Origin of the sequence: Burkholderia savannae (genome assembly GCF_001524445.2) — a bacterium.
GTDB classification, from domain to species: Bacteria; Pseudomonadota; Gammaproteobacteria; order Burkholderiales; family Burkholderiaceae; genus Burkholderia; species Burkholderia savannae.
On sequence record NZ_CP013418.1, the window covers coordinates 1,002,133 to 1,027,879 of the forward strand.

Consider the following 25,747-nt stretch of genomic DNA (forward strand, 5'->3'; position numbering starts at 1 on the left):
GGGAATAAAAACGCGCGCCAAACATGAAAAATATTAAATATTCGTCTTCAATGGCCGCAAATATTCAATTGTTCGATACTTATGCCGATACCGCGCGTACTTGATAACGCATTGTATTCAAGTCAACTTTTTTCATTTCCGCAACGAAATATGATTCGATAAAATTCGATTCATGAAAAATATCGAACGATTGATCAACGATCCGCCGCTGCGCGCCGTGCGCGCGTTCGAAGCGTTCGCGCGCGTCGGCTCGGTCACGGCCGCCGCGGCCGAACTCGACATCACGCCGTCCGCGGTCAGCCATCAGCTTCAGTTGCTGGAGTCCTTCGTGCAGACGCCGCTCACGGTCCGCGAAGGCCGCACGCTCGCGCTCACCGACGAGGGACGCGACTACTATCGGTCGATCAGCGCGGCGTTCTCGGTGCTGCGCAGCGCGACCGGGTTCGTTCGCGACCGTTCGTCGCTGCGGCAGATCACGATCAGCCTGATTCCGCTGTTCGGGATCGGCTGGTTCATCCCGCGCCTGCACGCGTTCCTCGCGGACAATCAGGACCTCGACGTCACCGTGCTGTACGCGCACCACCGCAACTACCTGAGCGACGCGTCGGATCTGTCGATCCGCTTCGGCGTCGGCGACTGGCGCGGCTACCGCTGCGAGCGGCTGCTGTCGGGCGCGGTCGCGCCCGTGTGCAGCCCCGCGTTCGCGCGCCGCCACGGGCCGTTCCGGCGGCCGGCCGATCTCGCCTTCGCGCCGCTCGTGCACGACGAGGATCGCAATGCGTGGGTCAACTGGTTTCAGGGCGCGGGCGTGAAACACGTCACGCACGCGGTCGGCCCGCTTTTCGAGGACGGCCAACTGACGCTCGCCGCGACGCGCGCGGGGCTCGGCGCGGCGCTCCTGCGCACGCCGCTGATCGAGCGGGAACTGCTGAACGGCGAACTCGTCAAGCTGTTCGACCACACGCTCGACGACGGACGCGACTACTACCTGTGCACCCGCGCGGACGCGGACCTGCCTGACGGCGCGCAGCGGCTCGCCGACTGGCTGCGGCGGTCGATGGGCGCGCGCGGGGCGACGTGAGCGGGAAAGACGACGCGAGCCGCGACGCGCGAATGACTTGAATGACTCACGTGGCTCAAACGGCGCGATCGGCGCGATCGGCGCGATCGGCGACCGCGTCACGGCCAACACCGGCGTCGCCGAAAACGACGGATGCAACCGGGCCAGCGGGCCGGCTCGCCGGCCGGCCCGGCCGCCGGGCGAGCGGGCCGAGCCTTCCAATTCGCAAGACAGCCGAGCCGCGCGGCGGTTTTCTTTCTGTCGATTACCGCTTGCTCGATCCGTCATCGGCCGTAGCAACTCATTACATGTGAAACGGCGCGCGTTCGTATGATGGCCGTCAGCGGTCGCGCGACGGCGTGCGGCGCGACCGCTCCGCCACACGCTCATTCGCTCGGGAAAAGGACCGAAACATGAAGAACCTGCTGATGTCGGCGCTCGTCGCCGCCGTTGCCCTCGCCGCGCTCGTGCCGTCGGCCGAAGCGCATCCGCATCGCGCGTGCCGCTTCGATCACCACCACCATCGCGTGTGCCACTGGGTGCGTTGATCGCCGCCGTCGGGCCGGCCGACGCACGACGTCGCCGGCCGGCCCCAAACGGACACGGTGATGCCGCGCCGCGCGCGCGGCTCCGCCATCCGGCCGGTCAGCTCAACCGCCACCACCGCGGCAGCAGCCGGCGCACCTCGCCGCGCTGGAACCGGTCGTCGATCAGATGCACGACGCCCTCGTCGCGCTCGGTGCGGATCACCCGCCCCGCCGCCTGCACGACCTTGCGTAGCCCCGGAAACAGATAGATGTAGTCGTAGCCGCAGCCGAAGCGCGCGTCCATCGCGCGACGCATCTCCTCATTGACGTCGTTGACCTGCGGCAGGCCGAGTGTCGCGACGAACGCGCCGATCAGCCGGTCGCCCGCGAGATCGATTCCCTCCGAAAACGCGCCGCCCAGCACCGCGAAGCCGATGCCCCGCCCGTTCGGCTCGAAGCGCGCGAGGAACGCGTCGCGTGCGGCCTCGTCCATGCCGGGCGCCTGCTCCCAGACGGGCAGCGCCGGATGGCGCTCGCGCAGCCGCGCGACGACCTGCTGCAGATACTCGAAGCTGCTCAGGAACCCGAGATAGTTGCCCGGGCGCGCCGCGTACTGCGCGGCGATCAGCTCGACGATCGGCTCGAGCGAGCGCTCGCGGTCGCGCCAGCGCGTCGACACGTGCGACGCGACCTTCACCGTCAACTGCTCGGCGCGAAACGGCCCCTCGACATCGAGCAAGCCCGTGTCGCCCGGCAGCCCGAGCGTGTCGCGATAAAAATCGAACGGGCTCAGCGTGCCCGAGAACATCACGGTCGCGCACGCGGCGTCGTGGCGCGGCGCGAGGAAATCGGCCGGGATCACGTTGCGCACGCACAGGATCGATGCCTTTGCGCCGCGACGCGGCGCGCTCGCGCGCACGCGCGTCGCGTCGAAGATCGAATGCGTGTCGAACTGCTCGGCGAGCGCGACGAAGTGAATCGCGTCGAAGCAAAAGCGCAGCACCGCGTCGTCGAACACGAGCGGAGATTGCGCGGCGAGCTCGGAAAACCGGCCGACAAGATTCTGCGCGGCCGACAGCACGCGCGGCGGCACGCCTGCGTGCACCGCATACGCGGCCGCCTGTTCGCGATTGAGCGCGTTCCATTCGCGGTTCAGGCGCTCGAGCGCCTTCGCGATCGGCGCGGGCGCGAGCTTGCGGACTGCGGCGATCTCGCGCTGGTCGAGCGCCGCGCTGTACATGCCGCGCGCGCGGTCGAGCAGGTTGTGCGCCTCGTCGACGAGCACGCCGACGCGCCACTGGTTCTGCTGCGCGAGCGCGTGCAGCAGCGCGCTGCCGTCGTAGTAGTAGTTGTAGTCGCCGACGACGACGTCGCTCCACCGCGCGAGCTCCTGCGCGAGATAGTACGGGCAGACGTCGTGCGCGAGCGCGGCCGCGCGCACGGCCGCCCGATCGAGCCGGCCGTGTTCGAGCGCGGCGGCGCGCGCGGCCGCGAGCCGATCGTAGAAGCCGCGCGCGAGCGGACACGATTCGCCGTGGCACGCGGCGTCCGGATGCTCGCACGCCTTGTCGCGCGCGACGAGCTCGAGCACGCGCAGCGGCAGCGCGCCGCCCGCCGTCGCGCGCAGCGTGTCGGCCGCGTCGAGCGCGAGCGCGCGGCCGGGCGTCTTCGCGGTCAGGAAGAAGAGCCGGTCCAGGTGCGCCTCCCCGCATGCCTTGAGCAGCGGAAACAGCGTGCCGAGCGTCTTGCCGATGCCGGTCGGCGCCTGCGCGAGCAGCGCGCGGCCGTCGCGCGCGGCGCGATACGCGGCGACCGCGAGCTCGCGCTGCCCGCTGCGAAACCGCGCGTGCGGAAACGCGAGCGCGCGCAGCGCCGCATTGCGCGCCGTGAGATGCGCGTCCTCGCGCGCCGCCCACTCGACGAAGCGCTCGCACTGCTCGACGAAGCACGCCTTCAGCGTCGCGGCCGTGTGCGCTTCGGTCAGCACCGTCTCGCGCAGCGTGCCGACGTCGAAGTAGACGAGCGCGACCGTCAGCTGCGCGAGCCCGCGCGATTCGCACAGCAAATGCCCGTACACGCGCGCCTGCGCCCAATGCAGCGCGCGCTGGTTCGCGGGCATCCTGTCGAGATCGCCGCGGTGCGTCTTGATCTCCTCGACGCGGTTCAGCGCCGGATCGTAGCCGTCCGCGCGGCCGCGCACCGTGAGGCCGCGATGCTCGCCCGCGAGCGCGATCTCTTTCTCGTAGCCGGCGCCGCGCCGCGATGCGACCGTCACGTGCCCGGCGATTCCTTCGAGCGCGCTCGGCGCGGGCGTGAAGCGAAGATCGAGATCACCTTCGCGCGCGGTGAACTCGCACATCGCGCGCACCGCGACGACGTACCTCACGTGAGCGCCTCCTCGCCTTTCCGCGCCGGCGCGGCGTCCGCCCAGCGCACGTCGAGCACGCGCACCGGCATCCGGTGCCGCACGCAGTAGTCGAGCCAGCGAATCTGGTTGTCCTGCAGCCGGTCGCCCGGCCCTTTCACTTCGATCAGCTCGTAGCGCCGCTCGCCGGGCCAGAAGCGCACGAGATCGGGCAGCCCCGAGCGATTGCCGCGCACGTCGTCGAGCAGCCGCTCGAACCACAGCCGCAGGTGCTCGGCGGGCAGGCATGCGAGCGCGTGCTCGAGCAGCGCGTCGTCGAGCGCGCCCCAGAACACGAACGGCGACTGCACGCCCATCTTCTGCGCGTAGTGCCGGCGGATCGTGTCGCGGTATTGCGCGCCGTCGAGTTGCGCGAGGCATGCGTCGAACTGCGCGGCGCGGCGCGCGCGGAAGTCGGGCGCATGCAGATCGGCCGGCCCGCGCTGAAACGGATGGAAGAACGCGCCCGGCACCGCGGCGAACACGGGCTCCCAGCACAGGAGCCCGAACAGCGAGTTGATCAGCGCGTTCTCGACGTAGAAGACGGGTGCGTCCGCGCGGCTCAGATGATCGCGCGCGACATATTCGACCGGATACGGCGCGCCCGGAGGCGCGAGTTCGATGCAGTCGCGCGGAATCGCCGGCGCGATCGTCGCGCGCGCGGCCGGCAGGCCGACGCGCCGCCGCAGCCGCGGCAGCATCCGCGCGATCTGCTGCGCCTGCGCGTCGTTTTCGGGCGTGCGCATTGCGTCGTCGGCGAGCGCGAGCGCCGCGTCGAAACGCCCGCAGCGTTCGAGCACGCGCACGCGACGCTGCCGGCTGCCGGGCCATGCGCTCGAGGCATAGGCGGCGAGCGCGCCGTCCCAATCCGCGCGGCGCTCGCAAGCCTGGCCGATCGCGAACGTCAGCTTCGCGCGCCGCATCGCGAGCCATGCGTTCCCGCAGTCGATCCCGGCCGCAACCGCGACGAGGGGTGCGAGCGGCGCGTCGCCGGGCCACAGATCGAGCTGCTCGCGGCACGCGTGCAGTTGCAGATACGCGTCGACATCGTCGCGCCGCTGAAACGCGCGCGACGACGGCTCGAACGCGACCGTCTCGTACTGAAGCAGCCCGAGATCGGCAAGCACGAACTCCGACCAGTCCTGATGCAGGTTGCCGAAGAACATGAGCCGCAGCCGGTCGCAGAGCGCGCCGACCGTCACGCGCAGCACGCGATCGTCGATCGACGGCAGCCATTGCGCCCACGGGCGCGCGCCTTCGTGGCTCGCGCGCAGCGCGTCGAGCCAGTCGGCCTTGCGGATCGCGCCGCCCGCCGATGCGCCGGGGAATGCGCCGCGCAGCTCGGGCTTCGTCGCGAGCGCGAACAGTTCGTCGAGCGCGAGCAGCGGCTCCGGATCGATCCAGCCGAGCTCCGCGAGCGGCGCCGCGGCCGCGCACGGACAGCCGATCTCGTCATAAACGAGCTTGCTCGCGCGAAAGACCGGCCCCTTGCGCATCAGCATGCGCACGAGCAGCGCGCGCGACGCCCGCGGCAGCGCGCCGAACGCGGCGACGAACGCGCGCTCGTCGGCGTCGAGCACGTCGTCGTAGCGCTCGACGAGCCACGCGAGCGCGCGCTCGAAGTTCGACAGGTAATAGAACGCGGGAGGAGACGACGAATCGGGCGGCACGGGCTTCGGCGATGACGGACGGCCGGTGGCGCTCGCCCGATTACGGGGACGGAAGGCCATGACCGAACAAGGGATTCGCAGATGATAGCGCACGGCCGGCCCGCCGCGCGTGCGCGCAGTGCGTCGCGCTCACGCACACGCGATGCGCTCGCCCTCCTGGCTCGACGAAGCCCGCCAGCGACGCGGCGCAGCTCGGCGCAACGAGCAACGACACGCGGCTACGCGACGCGCGCCGCGGGCGCGCCCGATGCCGCGCCTGCGTTCAGAACCCCCTGCTGCACCCGATCGAGTTGTCCGTGCCGCTCGCGCACACGACGCCCGGCACGGGTTTCTCGATCGCGATGTCCGGACGGCTCGGCATCCCGGACGGCACAGCCTGGCTCGGCCATCGGCCGCGCCCGTCGTATCGCGAATCGCGCAATCGCTGCGCGGCCCGGTCTTCCTCCGCGAGCCGCTGGCGGCGCTCGGCCGCACCGAGCTCGTCGGCGAAGCCGGCTGCGCCCGCACCGTTTTCCCGCGTCGCTTCGAACGAACGCGACGCGCCCTTCGCCTCGCCGAACACCGAAGTCACGGGCGATCCGTAGCTACGTGCATCGGCCGTCGAGCGGCCAATCTCCTTCGCGGTGAACGTGTGCGACGACACGGCGGCCGCATCGAGCGGATGCGGTCCGTTCGCCCAGCTCGTCGCCGCCTGAACGACGATCAGTGATGCAAACGGCCATTTGAGCGGGAGCGACAACCTATTCATACGCTGACAACGACATCGGCAACAAAGGGCGCCACTATATCAGCCGATGCGCCGAGCACCACGAATGCCCCTGCGCGCGCTGCGCGAACGTAAAGATGTCGGAAACCGAAACGTCTTTCGGGTCTCGCGCGAGCAAACGGGCTGCCGCGCGGATGCGGCGTCGATCTCGCGGATCGCGCGGATCGCGCGGATCTCGTCAATCTCGTCAATCTCGCCGATCTCGCCGGGTCGCCGGGTCGCCGGGACGATTGAGCGCGCGCGCCCGATGTGATTCCATTCGGATGCGGGCGACCGCACGCGCTCACCCGTCGAACACGACAACACTTCACTTCCGAGGACACAACAGATGGAGACGATCGCCGTAATCGGCAGCAACATGGTCGACCTCGTGACCTACGTCACGCGGATGCCGGCCGACGGAGAAACGCTCGAAGCGCCGAACTTCGAGCTCGGCTGCGGCGGCAAGGGCGCGAACCAGGCGGTCGCCGCGTCGAAGCTGGGCGCGCGCGTCGTGATGGTGTCGAAGGTCGGCGACGACCTGTTCGCCGACAACACGCTGCGCAACTTCGAGCGCGTCGGCATCGACACCGAGCACGTGCGCCGCGTGCCCGGCGTGTCGAGCGGCGTCGCGCCGATCTTCGTGAGCCCCGATTCACGCAACCGCATCCTGATCGTCAAGGGCGCGAACCGGCATCTGAAGCCGGCCGACATCGACGCGGCCGCCGCGAAGATCGAGGCGAGCCGCCTCGTCGTGCTGCAACTCGAGATCGACATCGATACGGTTTACTACGCGATCGACTTCGCCGCCGCGCGCGGCATCCCGGTGCTGCTCAATCCCGCGCCGGGCGCGCCCGGCCTCGACTTCGCGCGGCTCGCGAAGCTCGAGTTCCTCGTGCCGAACGAAACCGAGCTCGCGCTCGTGTCGGGCATGCCGACCGACTCTCCCGACGCGATCGAGCGCGCGGCGGAATCGCTCGTCGAGCGCGGGCTGAAGAACGTGATCGTCACGCTCGGCGACAAAGGCTCGCTCCTCGTGTCGCGCACGGGCGTCGTGCGCGTGCCGCCCGTTGCCGCCGACGCGCGCGACACGACGGGCGCGGGCGACGCATACATCGGCTGCTTCGCGCGCCACTACGTCGCGACGGGCGACGCGCCCTCCGCGATGCGGCTCGCGTCCGCGTACGCCGCGCATTCGGTGACGGGCCTCGGCACGCAGAAGTCCTACGCGGACGCGGCGACGTTCGAGCGCTTCCTGCAGACGATCGGCTTCGACGCCTGACGGACCGCGGGCGGCGCGGGTGGCGCGCGGCCCGTCAGCCGACGAGCGTCTTCCGATAGAGCGCGAGCATCGCGTCCGCGTCGACGCCGACGCACACGTCGCGCGGCGGCCGGCCGTCCCAGTCCGGCGCGGGCACGGTCATCGTCGACGGCTTCTGGATCGTCTCGCCGGCCGCGATGCCGCTCGTCAGCACGCGCACGGGGCCCGTGCGCGTCTTGTACAGCTGCGGCGCGACCACGTACGCAACCGCCGACGAATCGTGCACGTAGATGCCCGCGAGCCCCGCGCTCGCGCGATGAAACGCCTCGTAATGGCGCGACACGTCCCAGACGAAGCGGCCCGCGTCGCCCGCGTCGTCGCGCAGCGCGGCGAGATAGTCGGTCGTCATGATCGTGGCCTGCGTGACGTCGAGCCCGACGACCGCGAGCGGCCACGACGCCGACATCACGATGTCCGCCGCGTCCGGATCGCCCGCGATGTTCGCCTCGGCGGCGGGCGACACGTTGCCGAGCACGCCCGCGGTGCCGAATGCGCCGCCCATGATGACGACCTGCTTGACGAGCGTCGCGACCTCGGGGGCCTCGGCAAGCACGTGCGCGAGATTCGTCAGCGGGCCGACCGCGAGTAGCGTGACTTCGTGCGGATGCGCGCGCACCGTGTCGATGATGAAGCGATGCGCGGGCCGCGCGTCGAGGTTCGGCGCGCGCGCGACGTCCACGGGCTGACTGAGGCCCGTGTTGCCGAGGCCGTCGTCGCCGTGGATGCCGCCGAGCGGCTCGGGCGCGGGCCGCCGCAGCGGCGCGGCCGCGCCGCGCGCGACGGGCACGCCGGGCGCGAAGCGGCCCGCGAGATAGAGCGCGTTGCGGGTCGTCGTGTCGATCGTCGCATTGCCGAACACGCTCGTCACGCCGAGCAGTTCGATGTCCGGATGAAGCACCTGGAACACGAGCGCCATCGAATCGTCGACGCCCGGGTCCGTATCGTAGATGATCTTGTGCAGGCTCATGGGTATCTCGTCGTGGGCGCGACAGGAAGCCGCCGCGCGATGGTGGGAAGCGTCGAATGATACCCGTGCTGTCGTCTTGGACGCGCGAATACAACGAATTAACAACCCCGCAAATCATTGTGTTGGGGCAACACTGATTTGATCGCTCGCAGCCCCGCAAACCCTTGTCGGGTCGTGCTCAGTAGCGTGAATCTGGTCTTTAATCAGCGTTTCCTTGGGGCTTTTTGCGGCGCGCCGGCTTTGCGCTGCGCCGCGCGCCGCCCGCGATCGCTCGGCGCATCGGCGATGCGAGCGACGTCGTGCGTGATCCGGAGCGTGGAATCGGCGAGGCGTTCGGAAGCGCTCCGAGGCACGTCTTTTGCCTGCGGGTCCGGCCGGATGCGGCGGGAAAGCGAATCGCCCGAATCGCCTCGACTCGACTCGCCGTATCGAGCCGTATCGAGCCGTATCGAGCCGTATCGAGCCGTGTCGAGCCGTGTCGAGCCGTGTCGAGCCGTGTCGAGCCGTATCGAGCGGTATCGAGCGGTATCGAGCCGTATCGAGCGGTGTCGAATCCCGTTCAGGTTCGGTCGCGCATTCGTCCGCCGAGCGAATCGCGCCGCTTCATGCGATCGCATGCGCGGGCGTCGCGCGCGCCGATCGAACCGGCGCGCCTCACACACCTCACGCACGCTCAGACGCACACTCTCGCTCCGGCCGCGGCAGGCCGAGATGGTCGCGCAACGTCGTTCCTTCGTATTCGGTGCGAAAGAGGCCGCGCCGCTGCAGGATCGGCACCACGCCGTCGACGAAATCCTGCAGGCCGCCCGGCAGCACGTCCGGCATCAGGTTAAAGCCGTCGGCCGCGCCGGCTTCGAACCAGTGCGCGATGTCGTCGGCGATCTGCTCGGGCGTGCCGACGATCACCCGGTGCCCCCCGCCGCCCGCCATCTCGCGCAACAGCTCGCGCACCTTGTAGCGATGCCGCCGCGCGCTCGCGAGCGTCGCGTGAAAGAACGTGTGGTTGCCGTTGCCGCCGTCGGGCAGCGCGAGATCGTCCGGCAGCGGCGCATCGGGCGCGAGCCGCTCGACCGGCACGCCGAGCGTGCCCGCGAGCCGGTTCAGCCCGTAGCGCAGCGGGATCAGGTCGACGAGCGCGTCGCGGCGGCGCAGCGCGTCGGCCTCGGTCGCGCCGATGATCGTCGTCAAGCCCGGCAGCACCTTCACGTCGCCGCGACCGAGCCCGGCGGCGGCCGCCTTCAGCTCGCGCGCGTAGCCGAGCGCCTCGTCGAACGATTGCGATGCGCAGAACACCGCCTCCGCGTGCCGCGCGGCGAACGCGCGCCCGTCGGCCGAGCCGCCCGCCTGCACGAGCACCGGATGCCCTTGCGGCGGACGCGGCAGATTCAGCGGCCCCCGCACGCGGAAATGCGCGCCGCGATGCGCGATCGGCCGCACCTTGGCCGTATCAACGAAAACGCCGCGCGCCTTGTCGGCGACGAGCGCGTCGTCGTCCCAGCTGTCCCACAGCGCCTTCACGATTTCGACGAACTCGGCCGCGCGCGCATAGCGCTGCGCATGATCGGGCACCGCGTCGAGGCCGAAGTTGCGCGCGGAGCCGGGATCGGCCGTCGTCACGATGTTCCAGCCGGCGCGCCCGGCGCTCGCGTGATCGAGCGACGCGAAGCGGCGCGCGAGATTGAACGGCTCGTTGTAGCTCGTCGACGCCGTGCCGATGAGGCCGATGCGCGTCGTCGCGCCGGCGATCGTCGCGAGCAGGATCGTCGGCTCGAGCGCGGTGATCGGACGGAAGTCGATCTGATCGACGATCGACGCGTTGTCCGCGAGAAACACCGCGTCGAACTTAGCGGCTTCGGCAATCCGCGCGACGCGCACGTAGTGCGCGACGTCGACGAACGCGCGCGGATCGGCGTCGTCCACCCGCCATGCGGACGGCACGAAGCCCGAATGCAGGATGTTGACGTTCAGATGCAGCTGGCGGCGCGACGGCTGTTTGAGGATCGGCGTCATCGATGAAGTCGGGCGGCGGCGAATCGGCGATGCGGCGGCGGCATGCCCGGGCCGATGCCGCGCCGGGCCGCGGGCAAGGCGACCGAGGCCGCGTCGGCATCCGGCCGCCGGGCCGCTCAGTGCAGTTTCGGAAAACCGTGCCGCTCGGCGAGCAGCTCCAGGATGCGGCGCGAATCGGTGACGAAGCGCTTGTCGCCGAGCGCGAGCGCGTCGTCGGGCGGCGGCGCGTCGTCGCCCAGCACGAGCACGGGCAGGCCCTGATGCTCGGCGTCGAGCGCGGCGATCGCCGCCTCGCGCGGCCGCGCGAACGGCAGCCGGCGAATGTCGAGGCCCGCCTGCCTCGACGGATCGCTCGCGAGCAGCCCTTCGATCGGCACGCTGCCGGGACAGACGAAACGCTCGCCCGGGTGTTGGGGATCGGCGAATCCGGGTTCCAGCAGGAGCAACAGATCTCGGCTCATCGGCGGTCGGCCTCGCTCGCGAGGCATGTCGTTGGGAATGCCGGCGATTCTGTGCCGATCGGATGCGCGTCGCCACGAATTTATCCGCAAATCGTTATGCGCGGCGGCGCTAAGCGGGCGGCGGCGATGTCGCCGGTGCGCCGGCACCTCGTGCGGCGCAACAAGAGGCCGCACGACGCGCGGCGGCGCGCCTTGCTGCATCGCAATGTGACTCAACGCGGCGCGGCGTGCCGGGATGCGTCGCGCCGCGCGGCGATGCGGCGATGCACAACGCATCCGGCGCACGCGGATCTCCGCGCTCCGCCGGCTTCGCGTTTCCCCTCACCCCCAACCGCCCGCCCGCGCCCGGCTTGTCTTATCGCGTCGCCCGGCACGCCTCAATCAATACATTGAACAATGACTCAGTTGACAACGATCAAATCGCGGCGTAGCGTTCATTCCATAACGATCGTTATTTAAAGAGCCGCCGCATTGCGTCGAACGGAACGCGGACGGCTCGACCGCTCGCGTCCGCCCGTGATCGCTCAATCGATGCGGACGCGCCGCTGATTCGCAAAACATGGAGAGACCCGATGTCAGCCATAATCCGCCGTGACGTTCGCTTCGCCCTCCCGCCCGATCGCATCGGCGATTGGCACGTGAACGGCGTGGCCAACACGCACTACTTCAACGCGCTGTCGCTGATGTTTCCCGCGGGAGAGCGCTTTTTCATCGATTCGGTTCGTCATTACCGGGATCGCATTCAGGACCCCGAACTGCTGGAGCAAGTCCGGGGTTTCATCGGACAGGAGGCGATGCACAGCCGCGAGCACGTCGAGTTCAACGACGTCGCCGAGGCGGCCGGCTATCCCGCGCATCGGCTCGACCGCGGCTTCTGGAAGTTCACGCAGTTGATGTGGAAGATGTTGCCGCCTCCGCTGCGGCTCGCGCAGACGATCGCGTTCGAGCACTACACGGCGATCATGACCGACATGCTGCTCAGCAACTTCGAGCACTTCCACGACTCGGCCGACGCGTACGCGAACATGTGGCTCTGGCATTCGATGGAAGAGACCGAGCACAAGGCGGTCGCGTTCGACGTGTGGAACGCGGTGATGAAGCCGGGCCCGACGCGCTATCTGATGCGCGTCGGCTCGATGCTGATGACGAGCGCCGTGTTCTGGGGAACGAATTTCTATTTCCACATCGCGTTCATGAACGCGCACCGGCGAATGCACGGCAAGGTCACCGGTAAGTGGGCGTTCGCACGGTTCTTCGTGAAAGGCCTCATCCGTCTGACGCCGAGTACGCTCGCGTACTTCAAGCCCGGCTTCCACCCGTGGCAACACGACAATCGCAGGCACTTCGCGCAACTCGACCGGCTGCTCGAGAACATCGACGCAAGCAACGCGCGATACGCGGCGAATGCCGCGCCGCGACGCATTCCGCTGCATCCGATGACGGCACAAGCAAGCTGAACGCCGCGCGCATCGCCGATGCGTCGCGCATCGGCGATCGGCCCGCGCCTTTTGCAAGCGCGAGCGCTTCGACCGTGCGTTGGCGCGCTCGCGTCGATCAATCTCACACGGACGGTGCATTTCATGCCTTCGACTTCGACCCGGCAGCACGACCGGCCGCAAGCCTCCCCATGGCTCTCGCTGATCACGCGCCTGCTCGGCGCGGCCTTCGTTCTGTTCTTCGGCGCGGCGATCGTTACGATCCTGCTCGGCATCGACCATCAGATCGCGGGCGATCCGATCGGCCTTCTGGTGATGCGCCTCGTGCGCTGGGGCGGCGTGCACGGCGGCGGCGAGCACTACGAACTGATGATCTCCACCGTCTATGTCGTGTGGGGCATTTTCCTGTGGGAAGCCGCGAACGATCCGTTCGAGCACCGGCTGTTTCTCGACTTCACGGTCGTCGCGAATGCCGCCCACTTCGGCCTGATGTTCGTGCAAGGCCTGATGATGCCGGGCGAGCTCATCCATCTCGTCGGCGACGTCGCGCTCGGCTGGTTCGCGCTCGCCCTCTTCGCCGCCACGTGGATTCCCGCGCGGAGCAAGGCGGCGAAGCGGCAGATTGCGAAGGTCGGTCGTTAGCGGTTTGCGGTTTGCGGTTTGCGGTTTGCGGTTTGCGGTTTGCGGTTTGCGGTTTGTCGTTTGTCGTTTGTCGTTGCCGGCTTGTGATTTGCGGCTCGTGCACGCGTACGAACGATTACGGGAACTCCGCCGTGTGCGCTTCCATCGCATCGCATCATGCCGTGCGCATCATGCCGTGCGCATCATGCCGTGCGCATCATGCCGTGCGCATCATGCCGTGCGCGCCGTCGCGAGACGCGACGGCGCGCCGATGCGCATCGCGTCAACCGGCACCGCGTCGATCGCCGCGCGACGCTCGTCGCGCGGCGACGTCGAACGGCGCACGCCGTCGCGCGAACCCGCTCGGCCGCATAAGCATCGCATGAATCGTTTGTTGTCCGGGCGGGCTCGCTCCGTTTAACGTCTTTTTTTGCGCCCACATCCCGCCAGGACCTTCGATGGCCATCTCCACGCCCGATTTCACGCTGCGGCGCGCCGCGACGCCCGCCGCCCGGCAGCACGCCGACACGCACGAACGCGCGACCGCCGACGCCGCCCTCCTGTTCGACGACGATCCGCTGATCCGCCGCTTCGCGCCGGTGTTCGATCGGATCGCGCAGGGCGCGGTCGCGCGCGATCAGCATCGCGACCTGCCGTACGAGCCCGTCGAATGGCTGCGCGACGCGGGCTTCACGAAGCTGCGCGTGCCGAGCGCCGCGGGCGGCGACGGCATCGGCCTCGCGCCGTTCTTCGCGTTGATCGCGCGGCTCGGCGAAGCCGATTCGAATCTGCCGCAGATCCTGCGCGTGCACGGCGGCTTCGTCGAGATGCTGCACGAGAGCCCCGAAGCCACGCTGCGCGAGCGCTGGTTCGCACGCATCGCACGCGGAACGATCGTCGGCGGCGCGACGGCCGAGCGGAGCGCCGTGACGAGCAACACGGTGCGGCTGTCGCGCGAAAACGGCAGGCTCGTGCTCGACGGCGAGAAGTACTACACGACGGGCACGCTGTATGCGGACTGGATCGACGTGACCGCGAACGATGGCGACACGGACCTGCGCGTGCTCGTGCCGGCCGACACGCCCGGCGTCGAGCGCATCGACGATTGGGACGGCTTCGGCCAGCGGCTGACGGGCAGCGGCACGACGCGCTTCACGCGCGTCGAAGTCGAGCCCGACAACATCTATCGCCGCTTCGACGCATCGGCGCCGCGCACCAACAGCCTGCTGACCGCGTATTTCCAGACGCTGCACCTAGCGAATCTCGCGGGCATCTCGCGCGCGGTGCTGCGCGACGCGGTAGCGTTCACGCGCGAGCGCACGCGCACGTTCGGCGTGCCGGGCGAATCGAGCCCGCGTCACGATCCGCTCGTGCAGCGCGTGATCGGGCGGCTCGCGAGCCTCGCCTATTCGACTCAGAGCATCGTCGCGGCGATCGCGCGCACGCTCGACGACGTCAGCGCCGCGCGCGCGAACGGCAATGCGACCGACGACGCGTACGTGCGCGTCGACATCCAGGCGTTCCAGGCGCAGCAAATCGTGCTCGCGCAGACGCTCGAGGCCGCGACGCTGCTGTTCGAAGTGGGCGGCGCATCGGCGACGAGCGAGACACGCCGCTTCGACCGCCACTGGCGCAACGCGCGCGTGCTCGCCTCACATAATCCCGCGGCCGCCCGCGAAGCGGTGATCGGCAATTACTATCTGAACGGCGTCGGACACAACGAGCGCTTCGGGGTCGCACGGACGGACGCCGCGCGTTGACGCCCGCGCCGTCGCGCCGCGTCGCATGGCGCGAGCGCGGCGGCCGACATGACAATGGATATCGGTTCGGCGCGCTTCGATCGTTTCAAACAAGACGAACGACGACGATCGAACGCGCGCCGTGTTGATGAAGATACCCGGCCGCGCAGCGCGTCCGGCGATCGAAACCTGCCGCGACGCCGCACGGGCGGCGCATTCAAACGCACATTGCGCGCGATTCGGCGATCGCGTGAGCCGACGATCACAAGAACGTACGACTCGCGAACGCACGAACGCAGACGAGCCACGACGAACCAGCCGCAGCGAATGCCGCGCAACCGGATCGCCCGCGACCCTCGCCGCGTGCGATCGCAGCAAGCACGCTAATCGATCAGGAACGGATCGCGGTCCTGCCCCGCGATCCACGCCGGGGCTCGGCCGCGTCCCGTCCACGTCGCGCCCGTCTCCGGATCGCGATAGCGCGGCTTCGGCAGCAAGTCCTCTTTCTTTGGCCGGCCGAGACGAGGCGGGAACAGGTCCTTTTGCGTGAGGCCGTACTCGTCGATCTTTCTACGCAACTCGACGAGCACATCGGGCAGTTCTACCGCGCGCGCGGTCTTCGCCTGATGCTTCAAATCATCCAATTGGGCAAGCAATTCCTTGTATGTTGCCATTACCATTTCCCCGTATGATTCCACTGCCTCTTTTCGACCGACAATCGAATACCATGTTGTTATGTTGAATAGTGCCGAAGTCAGTTTTCAGCTATCATAGCCCAATTAGGCCAAGGTGGACTATTTGGTTTCAGCAGGGAGCATTCGCCCATGCTCCCTTCCATTCATCACCCTCGTTATGTCGTTCTGCGCACGCATCTGCGCGCGTTGAGAAGAGCGGCGGGCCTCACCCAGACGCAATTGGCCGAGCGCCTGAGCATCGACCAGTCCTATCTCTCCAAGATCGAACGCGGGGAACGCTATGTCGATATTCTCCTTTATCTCGATTGGTGTCGTCATTGCGGCGTCGAGCCGAACCTCGCGGTATCCGAATTAATCGACGCCGGCGTCTGAATGAAGGGGGCGGCTTCAGCGCGCCATTTGAAGCGATTTGAATCCCGCGCGGCGTTCGTCGCTTCGTTTGTCGGTGCGCTCGTTCGCATATCTTCCATCTTCCGTCGCATCGCGTATCGCACCCATGAGTCGCGCGGGTTCGCAGCATGCATGGCGCGCGAAGTGAGTCGCACGCGGATGTTCTTGCGTCGTTTTCGTCGCGTTCCCATTGCGGCCGGCCGGCATGGCATGCGCCGCCGCGCGCGGAATCGCGCACCAAATCGCTCGCACGCCAGTGCATGCCGCATCGCACCTCACGCGGCGAAATCGAAAGCGCCCGCAATACGCGAAACGCGCCCCCATCCGAAGCGGAAAATGAAATTCCAATGGAACCGGCACGTGCCGACGTGACGCGCCGCCACACGCGCTCACGTGCGCACCGGCCCGCCGAATCGACGACGAACGCCCCGCCGCGATCGACGGCAGGCGCACGCAGCCTCTCGTCGTCCGCCGTCGGCCAGCGCCTTGCAGCGCTCAACCGTCCGTCGGCGACGTCATCTGAGCGCGCCGTCCCGCCTGGCTCACGTAGTAGTACACGGTCAGCGCGACGATCCACAGCGGCCCGATCACGAGCGCGACGCGCGTGTCGGGCGAGAACGCCATCAGCACGACGACGAATGCGAGAAACGCAAGCGCGACGAACGACGACGCCGGATAGAGCGGCACGCGCAGCGGCAGCCGCGCAAGGCGCTCCGCCGGCACGCGGCGGCGAAAGCGCAGTTGCGCGATCAGGATCACGCACCACGTCCAGATCGCGCCGAACGTCGACACCGACGTGAGCCACACGAACACCTTCTGCGGCGCATAGTAATTGAGCGCGACGCCGACGAACAGCAGCGCCACCGAAATCAGCACGCCCTGCACCGGCACGCCGCGCCGGTTCACCGACGCGAGCCGCTCGGGCGCCTGCCCCTGCTCGGCGAGATTGAACAGCATCCGCGCGGTGCTGAAGATTCCGCTGTTGCACGACGACAGCGCGGCCGTCAACACGACGAAGTTGATGATGCCGGCCGCGGCCGGGATGCCGAGCCGCGAGAACGTCATGACGAACGGGCTGCCCTGCGTGCCGATCTGGTTCCACGGATAGATCGACATGATCACGAACAGCGCGCCGACGTAGAAGATCACGACGCGCCAGAACACCGAATTCACGGCTTTCGCGAGCGACTTCTCCGGATTGCGCGCCTCGCCCGCCGTCAGCCCGAGCATCTCGACGCCGAGATACGCGAACATCACGATCGGCAGCGCGTCGACGACGCCCGACCAGCCGTTCGGCATGAAGCCGCCGTGCACCCACAGGTTCGAAATGCCGGTCGGGACGCCGCCGTTGCCCACGCCCGCGACGATCATCAGGCCGCCGCCCGCGATCATCAGCACGATCGTCACGATCTTGATCAGCGCGAACCAGAACTCGAATTCGCCGTACAGCTTCACCGCGATGAAGTTCACCGCGCCCATCACGATCAGCGCGGCGAAGGTCCAGATCCAGTTCGGCACGCCGGGAAACCACATGTGCATGTAGACGCCGACCGCCGTGATTTCGGCCATGCACGTGACGATCCACATGAACCAGTAGGTCCAGCCCGTCAGATAGCCGGCGAGCGGCCCGATGTAGTCCTGCGCGTAGCGGCTGAACGCGCCCGCGACCGGATTGTCGATCGCCATCTCGCCGAGCGCGCGCATGATGAGAAAGATCGCGATGCCGCCGAGGACGTAGGTCAGCAGGATCGCCGGGCCGGCCGCGCGGATCGCGGAGGCGGAGCCGAGAAAGAGCCCGACGCCGATCGTCGCGCCGAGCGCCATCAGGTTGATGTGCCGCTCCTCCAGGCCGCGGTGCAGCCGTTCGTCTTGTGAAGTCACCGATGTCTCCTGGCGGCGCGCGAGTGTGCCGCTGTCATGTTCGTGTCGAGGAAAGACCGTTGCGTGCGCCACCGCAGGCCGCTGCGCGAAGACGGCGCGACGCGCCGGCTCCGATGAACGCGCACGCGATCCGTGATCCGTGATCGCATCGGCGTCGAAGCCGAATCGCGCCGACGATCGCAACAATGCGGCTCGGCGGTGCGAATCGCTCGCGTATCACGTATCGCTACACGCGCCGGAAGCCGCTTCGGGTCGCGTCGAAGCAATGCGCCGCCGCCGCGCCACACGCGCATCGACGAACGCGCGTGTCGCACGCGCGCGTTCGCTTTGCTTGAAGCGGGCAATCGACGACGATCGGACAAGCGACGCAAGACGCGCCGACGCCCGGATCGACATTGCACGCCCGGTCGAAATGCAGCGGTAATTATATGAAGAATACGGCGCTCGCCGCCAGCCGTTTGTGCCGCGTGCGAGCGGCAAGGCGGCCATGCGCACGCTGCGCTGCGCGCATGGCCGAGGATGCGGCCGATGCCGCGGCAGACTTGCGGTGCGGCGGCGGCTTGCGGTGCGGCGGCGCACGGCGGCCGGCGCTTGGCGGCCGGCGCTTGGCGGGCCCGCCCCGCCATGTGCGCCATGCGCCGCGCCGCGCCCCGCGCGCGCCGCCGACGCGCGTCGCAAGCGCAATGTGCGCCGGCAGCCCGACCGAGGCCCCGCGCTATTCGCCGCGTCGCCGCCGCAGGCCGCTTGCCGCTCGGCTCACGCGGCCGCCGGCCAGAACACGAGCGCGCGCACCTCGATGCTCCGGCGCGGCGCGGCGGTCGCGGGCGTCGTCGGATCGTCGAACGCGGTGTGCGCGGTGAGGCGCGCGCGCCCGTCGTCGAGCGAATCGTAGATCTTCAGCAGCAGCACCTCGTCGGCGCGCAGCCGCGGAAAGTAGAGCCAGCGATGCGCGGGATTCGCGAGAACCGAATACGTCTCGCCGACCTTGTCGCGATAGACGAGATCGCTCGGCACGAGATCGTCCGGCGCGATCGTGCGCGCGTCGCATAGCGCGAGCGGCAGCCGTTCGACGACGTCGAGCGGACGCCACACGTTGACGATCGCGAAGCGGTGCCGCAAGCGCGCCTCGGCTTCGTCCGCGGGCAGATGATCGCGCACGCGGCGCGGCGCCGATACGAACGTCTGATCGTTGTGCACGCGCCGCACCGGCTCGCGCAGCGCGGCCGTCGCGCGCGAGCCTTGCGCGCTGTCGCGCAGCGTGTGATCGAAGATGACGACCTTCTCGGCGCCCGTCGCCGCGCGCAGGAGCGCGTCGACTTCAGCGTAGTAGCGCGAGCGGATCGCCGCGTCGTCGGCAAAATCCGCGAGCGCGCTGCGATGCGCGACGAGCTCGAAGCCGCTCGCATCGAGCCCGAGCGCGCCCGCCGCCGCGAGCGGCCGCGCGTCGCGAATCTTCACGCGCCGCGGCGCGAGCTCGCCCGTCGCCCACGGCGTGCCGGGCGGCGGCTCGAACGTGTACGCCACCGGGCGCGCGACGCCCTTCGCCAGATAGTTGACTTCCGCTTCGATCTCGCCGCCTTCCTGCACAAGCGGCCGCTGTTCGATGACTGTGCTCATCGCGACTACTCCTCGTCAGAACGCTTCGTTGTACGGACGCAGATCGAGCTCCTGCGTCCACGCACTGCGATGCTGCACGTGCAGTTGCCAGTAACTCTCGGCGATCGCGTCGGGCGACAGCAGCCCGTCGGCGCCCGCTTGCGCGGCGCGCTCGGGCGCGGCGCTGCGCAAGCGCTCGCCATCGATGCCGCCGTCGATCACCGCATGCGCGACGTGAATGCCGCGCGGCCCGAACTCGCGCGCGAGCGTCTGCGCGAGCGAGCGCAGGCCGGCCTTCGCCGACGCGAACGCGGCGAACGGCGGGCGGCCGCGCAACGACGCCGTCGCGCCCGTGAACAGCAGGCTGCGGGGCGTGTCGTTGTTTGCGTCGAGCAACTGTGCAAGCGCGACCTTCGCGAACAGGAAACCGCCGATCACGTTCGTGCGCCACGCGTTCTCGAACTGCGCGACGCTCAGTTCGAGCGTCGGCGCGCGCACGGCGTTGCCCGCGTTGAACACCCCCGCCCGCAGCGTGCCGAGCGTGCGCACTTCGACGGCGAGCCGCTCGACGTCGGACTCGCTCGCGATGTCGCCGCTCGCGACGTGCGCGACGCCGCCTTGCGCGCGGATCTCGTCGGCGACGGCCGCGACGCGCTCGTGCGTGCGCCCCGTCAGCACGACCGCGAAGCCCTCGCGCGCGAAGCGCCGGCCGACGGCCGCGCCGAGCCCGGCGCTCGCGCCGACGCCCGCGATCCACGCGAGCGGAATGGAAGTGGATGACACCGTATCGATCGTCATATCGGCGAACCCTATATCGTCTGTCGCGCGTGCGAAACGAAGAAAACGAGATATGTTTATCTGGACGGTTGCGAACGCGCTCGTTGATGGAGCGTTGAGCATAGAGCGTTTTTAAAACCCTGTCGGCCGCGCAGTTTTGCGGGTGTTTTACCGGGGTTTCGCAGCAGTTTTGCAGGGGTTTTGCAGGGGCTTTGCGAATGATCGGCGACCGGGAAGGCGATCGGACGGCGGCGCACGATCGGCGGGAAGAGCGAGCGCGGCGCTCGGCATGTTCGTCGATCGCTGCGCGCCGGCGCGCAGCGTTTCCGATCGCCGTGCGCGGATGGTCGGTCGCATCCGGCGACGAACGCGTTCGTGATGCGCGATGGCGATGCGCGACGCAGCGTTGACGCCGCGCGATCAGGCAGGCGCTTCGTGCGGCAACGTGTGCGCGATCGGCGCAATCGACATGCGTCACGCTCACGCTCCGCACGCCCCCATGCTCGAGCCCATCGCTCGTCACATCGTCGCCATCGTCATCCTTGTCGCTCTCGTCGTCGCCCTTGTCGTCGCCATCGTCGTCGCCGCCGACGCTACCGCTGCGTTCGATTTCGACTTCGCCCTCGTCTTCGCCGCCTCGATCTCCGTCAACGCCGATCGATCCGGCGCGTCACCGAACATCGAACGGCCGCCGTCACTCCGCGTATTGCGCCCGCCGCCGAACGAAGCCGCACATCGCGAGCGCGACGGCCGCGAGCGCCGCGCCCGTGAAGAACGTCGTCGGTGCGCCGTGGCGCTCCCACAGCCAGCCGGCGAGCGCGCTCGCCGCCAGCATCGCGATCCCGCCCGCGAGATTGAACACGCCGAACGCGGTGCCGCGCAGGTCCGGCGGCGCGGTTTCCGCGACGAGCGCCGCCAGCATCCCCTGCGTAAAGCCCATGTGCAATCCCCACACGGCGACGCCTGCGAACAGCGCCGTCAGCGACGCGCTCGCGCCGAGCACCAGATCGGCCGCGACCAAGAGCAGCATGCCGGCCGCGAGCGGCGCGCGCGCGCCGAACCGGTCCGACACGATGCCGACGGGGTACGCGGACGCCGCGTACGCGACGCTCATCACCACCATCACGGCCGGAATCCACGCAACGTCGAGGCCCGCCTGCTGCGCGCGCAGCACGAGAAACGCTTCGCTGAAGCGCGCGAGCGTGAACGCGGTGCCGATCAGCACGACGAACCAGTAGCGCCCCGAAAACGCGCGCAGCGCGCGCCAATGCAGCGGCGAGCGGAACGCCCGCGCGGCGGCGGGCGCGGGCGCCGGCTCGTCGACGCCGAACACGATCAGCGCGACCGCGAGAAACGCCGGCACGACCGCGAACCACAGCACGACGCGAATGTGACCGGCGAACGCGAGCATCAGCGCGATCGCGAGCAGCGGCCCGGCGAACGCGCCGACGGTATCCATCGACTGGCGCAGCCCGAAGCACGCGCCGCGGATCTCGGGCGGCGCGATGTCGGCGACGAGCGCGTCGCGCGGCGCGCCGCGGATGCCCTTGCCCACGCGATCGAGGAGCCGCGCGGCGGCCACCGTCGCCGGGCCGCCCGCAAGCGGGAACAGCGGCTTCGTCAGCGCGGCGAGCCCGTAGCCGAGCAGAAGCAGCGCCTTGCGCCGGCCGAGCCAGTCGCTCAGCGCGCCCGAGAAGATCTTGACGATCATCGCGCTCGCCTCGGCCGCGCCTTCGAGCACGCCGAGCGCCGCGACGCTCATCCCCATCGTCGTCACCAGATAGATCGGCAGCAGCGCATGAATCAGCTCGGACGACACGTCCATGCACAAGCTGACGAAGCCGAGCGCCCAGACGGTGCGCGGAATCGGCGGACGAGCGGAGGAAGCGGGACGCGCGGGCATGGGCGGGTTCGTGATCGGTCGTCGAAATGGAATGCGCGCGAAGCGTCGAAGCGATCCGGCCGGACGATGAAACGGCACGGCGGCGGCGCGCCGGGCCGCCGCGCTCGCCGCGCGGCTAGTCCGTCACGCCTGCGCGCATCGGAAAGCCGCCGTCGCCCGGCACGACAGGCGGCGCGACGTAGCGCGCCGCGTCGAAATCCGCGGGCAGCGGCTCGACCGGATAGCCGAGCTTCTCCCATGCGTCGAGGCCGCCCTTCAGCGCGAGCGCGTGGCGGATCTGCTTGCGCTGCAGTTGGCTCACGATGCGCTTGGCGGTTGCCTCGTTCGGGCACACGCAGTAGACGACGATCGCACGCGTCGTCAGGTCCGGATGCAACGAATCGGGCGAATCGAGATCGAGCGGATACGCACCCGCGATCCGGTACGCCTCCTTCTCGCGCACCGCGCGCGGCCGCGCGTCGAACACGACGGGCGGCGCGGCCGATTTCAGCATCGCGTCGAGCTGCTGCGGGCTGATGCGGATCTTCGCGAGCCAGCGGCGAAAGCGCACGCGCATCGCCCAGCGGTACAGCAGGAACGTGACGAAGATCGCCGCGAACGCGTCGAACAGCGTGCCGCCGCTCGCGCTCACCCACTGCATCAGCCGCACGATCTCGTCGTGCAGCGCCGCGCCGCCGAAGAGCCACACGCTCGCCCACAGCGACGCGCCCGCGACGTCCCAGAGCAGGAACACCCACACGGCGACGGCCGTCGTGCCGAGCAGCGGCGCGGACACGAGCCCGAGGCCCGGCAGGAATTTCGCGAGCACGAGCAGCGGCGCGCCGTGCTTTTCGAACACCTTGCGCGCGACGCGCAGCGTCGCGTCGAGCGACAGGGAGAAACGCACGAGCGCGTTGAGGAGCCGCCGGCCGCGCGCGCGCCCGGCGAAGAACCACATCGAATCGGCGAGCACCGTCGCGGCGACCGCCGCGCAGAGCATGCTCGCATAGGACGCCTGCCCCATCGCCGCCATCGTGCCGCCGATGATCAGCATCGGCACGGCAGGAACGGGCATGCCGAGTTGCGTGACGAGCACGCTGGCGAACACGGCCCACGGACCGAGCGACGCGGGAATAGCCTGGGGAAAATGCCACACGGGCGCACCTCGAACGCGACGAATGCCGAGCCGGGTGGCGTCGGCGCGCGCGGACCGCCGCGGCGCCGGCCGCGAAGCGAGCGCGGCGTGAATCGGCATCCCGCATTCTAAACGCGTTTCGTGACCCGTTCGCGCGGACGAGCGCGCCCCCGCCCGGCTTCGGAAAACCGGGCGGATCGCGACGGCCGTCGAAGGCGGCGGCGTCCGCGGCGCGCAAGGCCCGCGCGCCGCCCAGCCGCCAGCCTATTCGGACACGTCGATGATGACCTTCAGCGCGCGCGTGTTCGCCGCGTGGCCGAACGTCTCGTACGCCTGTTCGATGTCGGCGAGCGGAAAACGGTGCGTGATCAGTTGCTTCGGATCGAGCCGCCCCGCGCCGACGGTCTTCAGCAGCATCGGCGTGCTCGAGGTGTCGACGAGCCGGGTCGTGATCGTGATGTTGCGGTCCCAGAGCGTCTCGAGATGCAGGTCCGCCTTCACGCCGTGCACGCCGACGTTCGCGATCACGCCGCCCGGCGCGATGATCTGCTGACACAGCTCGAACGACGCGGGAATGCCGACCGCCTCGATCGCGCAATCGACGCCGTCGCCCGTCAACGCCTTCACCTCGGCGATCGCGTCGACCTGGCCGTTGTCGATGCACGCGGTCGCGCCGAAGCGCTTCGCGACCGCGAGCCGGTTCGGGTCGGGATCGATCATCACGATCTGCGCGGGCGAGTAGAACTGCGCGGTCAAGAGCGCCGCGAGCCCGATCGGCCCCGCGCCGACGATCGCGACCGTGCCGCCCGGCTGCACGCGGCCGTTCAGCACGCCGCATTCGAAGCCGGTCGGCAGGATGTCGGACAGCATCACGAGCGCTTCCTCGTCGGCGCCCGGCGCAATCCGGTACAGGCTCGTCTGCGCGTGCGGAATCCGCACGTATTCGGCCTGCGTGCCGTCGATCCGGTTGCCGAGAATCCAGCCGCCCGTCGTGCAGTGCGAATACATCCCGCGCCGGCAGTATTCGCACTGCCCGCACGACGAGATGCACGAGATCAGCACGCGGTCGCCCTCCTTCAGCGTGTTGACCGCAGCGCCCACGCGATGCACGACGCCGACGCCCTCGTGGCCGAGAATGCGCCCCGGCTCGCAGCTCGGCACGTCGCCTTTCAGGATGTGCAAATCGGTGCCGCAGATCGTCGTGCGCGTGACGCGCACGATGACGTCCGTCGGCGCCGCCAACTCCGGCATCGGGCGCTCGTCCAGCGACTTGCCGCCGGGCCCGTGGTACACCAGCGCTTTCATGTCGTCTTCTCCGCTCGCGGGGCGTGGGATGCCCCTCGCGCCTCACTCTAGGCGCTTGCCGCGCACGCCGGTTGACGCGCATCAAGCGGCGCGGCCCGCCCGCGTGCGGCGCCCGCGCACAGCGCCCTGGCGCGGGCGGGCGGCCGGACGGGCTTTGATCTGAGTCAAGCGCCCCGCCCGCGCGCTTCATAGACTGGGGGCATACGCACAGACGGCGCCAGGCGCGCCGGTACCAAGGAGAACGAGCGATGAGCTACAAGAGCATCCTGGTCCATCTCGACACGAGCGACCGCGCGCGCACGCGGCTCGAAACCGCGCTGACGCTCGCGCGTCAGTTCGGCGCCCACCTGACGGCGATCTTCGCGATCTACACGCCCGAGCCCACGTCGTTCTACGTGATGGCGGGCACGGCCGACTACTTCGCCGACCAGGAGAAGCGGCGCGGCGAGAAGCGCGCGGCGCTCGAGCGCCTGTTCCATGCGGAACTCACGCGCGCGAACGTGCAGGGCCAGTGGATCGTCGCCGACGCGCGCGCGAACGACGCAGTGCCGCACTACGCACGCTACGCGGATCTCGTGATCGCCGGCCAGACCGATCCGGACGATCCGGAAACCTACGTCGACGACAGCTTCCCCGATACCCTCGTGCTGTCGGCGGGCCGCCCGGTGCTGCTGCTGCCGTACGCGGGCATGCCGTCCGCGATCGGCACGCGCGTGCTCGCCGCGTGGGACGGCAGCCGCGAGGCGACGCGCGCCGTCCACGACGCCGCGCCGTTCCTCGCGCTCGCGACGAAGACGACGATCGTCACCGTCAACGGCGCCGCGCAGGAGCCGCCCGGTGCGCGGATTCCGGGCGCCGACATCGCGCTCACGCTCGCACGGCATCACGCGAACATCGACGTGCGCGATCTCGAACGCTCGCGCGACTCGTCGATCGGCGACGTGCTGCTGTCGCACGCGTACGAATCGGGCTCGGATCTGCTCGTGATGGGCGCATACGGCCACGCGCGCTGGAAGGAGCTGATTCTCGGCGGCGTGACGCGCACGATCCTGGCGTCGATGACGGTGCCGGTCCTGATGTCGCACTGAGCGGCGCAAGGCGCGCGTTCGCAGCCGCCCGAAGAGG

At 69.2% G+C, this 25,747-nt stretch carries 23 protein-coding genes; 9 read left to right on the top strand and 14 right to left on the bottom strand.

Annotation, left to right across the window (positions count from 1 at the left end):
* Nucleotides 1-172: 172 nt before the first annotated feature.
* Nucleotides 173-1,081 (top strand): LysR substrate-binding domain-containing protein, encoded by a 909-nt coding sequence (locus WS78_RS25455; RefSeq protein WP_038744020.1) that lies wholly within the window; start codon nucleotides 173-175, stop codon nucleotides 1,079-1,081.
* 392 nt (nucleotides 1,082-1,473) lie between these two features.
* The gene (locus WS78_RS37810) at nucleotides 1,474-1,608 is read left to right on the top strand and encodes an HHHH-motif protein (RefSeq protein WP_226377308.1); all 135 of its coding nucleotides are present in this window, start codon (nucleotides 1,474-1,476) and stop codon (nucleotides 1,606-1,608) included.
* 97 nt (nucleotides 1,609-1,705) lie between these two features.
* Here the strand turns inward: WS78_RS37810 and WS78_RS25460 are convergent, their stop codons facing one another.
* The 4 genes from WS78_RS25460 to WS78_RS36305 form a co-directional block, all read right to left on the bottom strand.
* Complete coding sequence (locus tag WS78_RS25460) at nucleotides 1,706-3,973, bottom strand: ATP-dependent DNA helicase (protein WP_059581695.1); 2,268 nt, start codon at nucleotides 3,971-3,973, stop codon at nucleotides 1,706-1,708.
* The gene (locus WS78_RS25465; RefSeq protein ID WP_059581698.1) at nucleotides 3,970-5,661 is read right to left on the bottom strand and encodes a VRR-NUC domain-containing protein; all 1,692 of its coding nucleotides are present in this window, start codon (nucleotides 5,659-5,661) and stop codon (nucleotides 3,970-3,972) included. Before WS78_RS25465 ends, WS78_RS25460 begins: the two co-directional genes overlap by 4 nt.
* A gap of 262 nt (nucleotides 5,662-5,923) precedes the next feature.
* Nucleotides 5,924-6,409, bottom strand: coding sequence for a hypothetical protein (locus WS78_RS25470; protein WP_059581701.1), 486 nt, complete (start codon nucleotides 6,407-6,409; stop codon nucleotides 5,924-5,926).
* Nucleotides 6,410-6,448: 39 nt separating this feature from the next.
* Nucleotides 6,449-6,787 (bottom strand): hypothetical protein, encoded by a 339-nt coding sequence (locus WS78_RS36305; protein WP_156437546.1) that lies wholly within the window; start codon nucleotides 6,785-6,787, stop codon nucleotides 6,449-6,451.
* Here WS78_RS36305 and rbsK point away from each other — a divergent pair.
* A complete protein-coding gene (gene rbsK, locus WS78_RS25480; protein ID WP_059581709.1) occupies nucleotides 6,756-7,688 on the top strand; it encodes a ribokinase in 933 nt (310 codons plus the stop codon). The genes WS78_RS36305 and rbsK overlap by 32 nt on opposite strands.
* 34 nt (nucleotides 7,689-7,722) lie before the next feature.
* On the opposite strand, the gene WS78_RS25485 is transcribed toward rbsK, so the two are convergent.
* From WS78_RS25485 to WS78_RS25495, 3 genes are all read right to left on the bottom strand, one after another.
* The gene (locus WS78_RS25485) at nucleotides 7,723-8,694 is read right to left on the bottom strand and encodes a nucleoside hydrolase (protein ID WP_059581712.1); all 972 of its coding nucleotides are present in this window, start codon (nucleotides 8,692-8,694) and stop codon (nucleotides 7,723-7,725) included.
* Nucleotides 8,695-9,357: 663 nt separating this feature from the next.
* Entirely contained in the window at nucleotides 9,358-10,704 is a 1,347-nt protein-coding gene (locus tag WS78_RS25490) for an LLM class flavin-dependent oxidoreductase (protein ID WP_059581716.1), read from the bottom strand.
* 116 nt (nucleotides 10,705-10,820) lie between these two features.
* Complete coding sequence (locus WS78_RS25495; protein WP_059581720.1) at nucleotides 10,821-11,165, bottom strand: DUF3088 domain-containing protein; 345 nt, start codon at nucleotides 11,163-11,165, stop codon at nucleotides 10,821-10,823.
* A 572-nt stretch (nucleotides 11,166-11,737) separates the two neighbouring features.
* Between WS78_RS25495 and WS78_RS25500 the strand changes: the two genes are divergently transcribed.
* From WS78_RS25500 to WS78_RS36310, 4 genes are all read left to right on the top strand, one after another.
* On the top strand, nucleotides 11,738-12,622 hold the full coding sequence (locus tag WS78_RS25500; protein ID WP_059581725.1) for a metal-dependent hydrolase: 885 nt from the start codon (nucleotides 11,738-11,740) through the stop codon (nucleotides 12,620-12,622).
* Nucleotides 12,623-12,745: 123 nt separating this feature from the next.
* Nucleotides 12,746-13,243 carry a DUF6632 domain-containing protein gene (locus tag WS78_RS25510; protein WP_059581845.1) on the top strand — a complete coding sequence of 166 codons (498 nt, stop codon included), beginning with the start codon at nucleotides 12,746-12,748 and terminating at the stop codon, nucleotides 13,241-13,243.
* A 437-nt stretch (nucleotides 13,244-13,680) separates the two neighbouring features.
* Complete coding sequence (locus WS78_RS25515) at nucleotides 13,681-14,982, top strand: acyl-CoA dehydrogenase family protein (protein WP_059581730.1); 1,302 nt, start codon at nucleotides 13,681-13,683, stop codon at nucleotides 14,980-14,982.
* A 48-nt stretch (nucleotides 14,983-15,030) separates the two neighbouring features.
* Nucleotides 15,031-15,348: a hypothetical protein gene (locus tag WS78_RS36310; RefSeq protein WP_156432376.1), complete on the top strand. Its 318-nt coding sequence runs from the start codon at nucleotides 15,031-15,033 to the stop codon at nucleotides 15,346-15,348.
* Here WS78_RS36310 and WS78_RS25520 read toward each other — a convergent pair.
* Nucleotides 15,345-15,635 carry an H-NS histone family protein gene (locus WS78_RS25520; RefSeq protein ID WP_060819919.1) on the bottom strand — a complete coding sequence of 97 codons (291 nt, stop codon included), beginning with the start codon at nucleotides 15,633-15,635 and terminating at the stop codon, nucleotides 15,345-15,347. The genes WS78_RS36310 and WS78_RS25520 overlap by 4 nt on opposite strands.
* Nucleotides 15,636-15,785: 150 nt before the next feature.
* On the opposite strand from WS78_RS25520, the gene WS78_RS25525 reads away from it, so the two are divergent.
* On the top strand, nucleotides 15,786-16,028 hold the full coding sequence (locus tag WS78_RS25525) for a helix-turn-helix domain-containing protein (RefSeq protein WP_038743998.1): 243 nt from the start codon (nucleotides 15,786-15,788) through the stop codon (nucleotides 16,026-16,028).
* 513 nt (nucleotides 16,029-16,541) lie between these two features.
* Here the strand turns inward: WS78_RS25525 and WS78_RS25535 are convergent.
* The 6 genes from WS78_RS25535 to WS78_RS25570 all read right to left on the bottom strand — a co-directional run bounded on the left by WS78_RS25535 (nucleotide 16,542) and on the right by WS78_RS25570 (nucleotide 24,622).
* A complete protein-coding gene (locus WS78_RS25535) occupies nucleotides 16,542-17,927 on the bottom strand; it encodes an amino acid permease (protein WP_059581852.1) in 1,386 nt (461 codons plus the stop codon).
* Nucleotides 17,928-18,683: 756 nt separating this feature from the next.
* Nucleotides 18,684-19,544, bottom strand: a complete 861-nt coding sequence (locus WS78_RS25540; protein WP_059581738.1) for a CmcJ/NvfI family oxidoreductase — start codon at nucleotides 19,542-19,544, stop codon at nucleotides 18,684-18,686.
* Nucleotides 19,545-19,559: 15 nt separating this feature from the next.
* Complete coding sequence (locus tag WS78_RS25545; RefSeq protein ID WP_059581743.1) at nucleotides 19,560-20,321, bottom strand: SDR family NAD(P)-dependent oxidoreductase; 762 nt, start codon at nucleotides 20,319-20,321, stop codon at nucleotides 19,560-19,562.
* Between the two features lie 673 nt (nucleotides 20,322-20,994).
* Nucleotides 20,995-22,203, bottom strand: a complete 1,209-nt coding sequence (locus tag WS78_RS25560; protein ID WP_038743986.1) for an MFS transporter — start codon at nucleotides 22,201-22,203, stop codon at nucleotides 20,995-20,997.
* A 115-nt stretch (nucleotides 22,204-22,318) separates the two neighbouring features.
* Nucleotides 22,319-23,338, bottom strand: a complete 1,020-nt coding sequence (locus tag WS78_RS25565) for a VTT domain-containing protein (RefSeq protein WP_038744170.1) — start codon at nucleotides 23,336-23,338, stop codon at nucleotides 22,319-22,321.
* A gap of 243 nt (nucleotides 23,339-23,581) precedes the next feature.
* On the bottom strand, nucleotides 23,582-24,622 hold the full coding sequence (locus WS78_RS25570; protein WP_038743984.1) for a zinc-dependent alcohol dehydrogenase family protein: 1,041 nt from the start codon (nucleotides 24,620-24,622) through the stop codon (nucleotides 23,582-23,584).
* A 248-nt stretch (nucleotides 24,623-24,870) separates the two neighbouring features.
* Between WS78_RS25570 and WS78_RS25575 the strand changes: the two genes are divergently transcribed.
* The gene (locus WS78_RS25575) at nucleotides 24,871-25,710 is read left to right on the top strand and encodes a universal stress protein (RefSeq protein WP_059581746.1); all 840 of its coding nucleotides are present in this window, start codon (nucleotides 24,871-24,873) and stop codon (nucleotides 25,708-25,710) included.
* Nucleotides 25,711-25,747 lie beyond the last annotated feature (37 nt).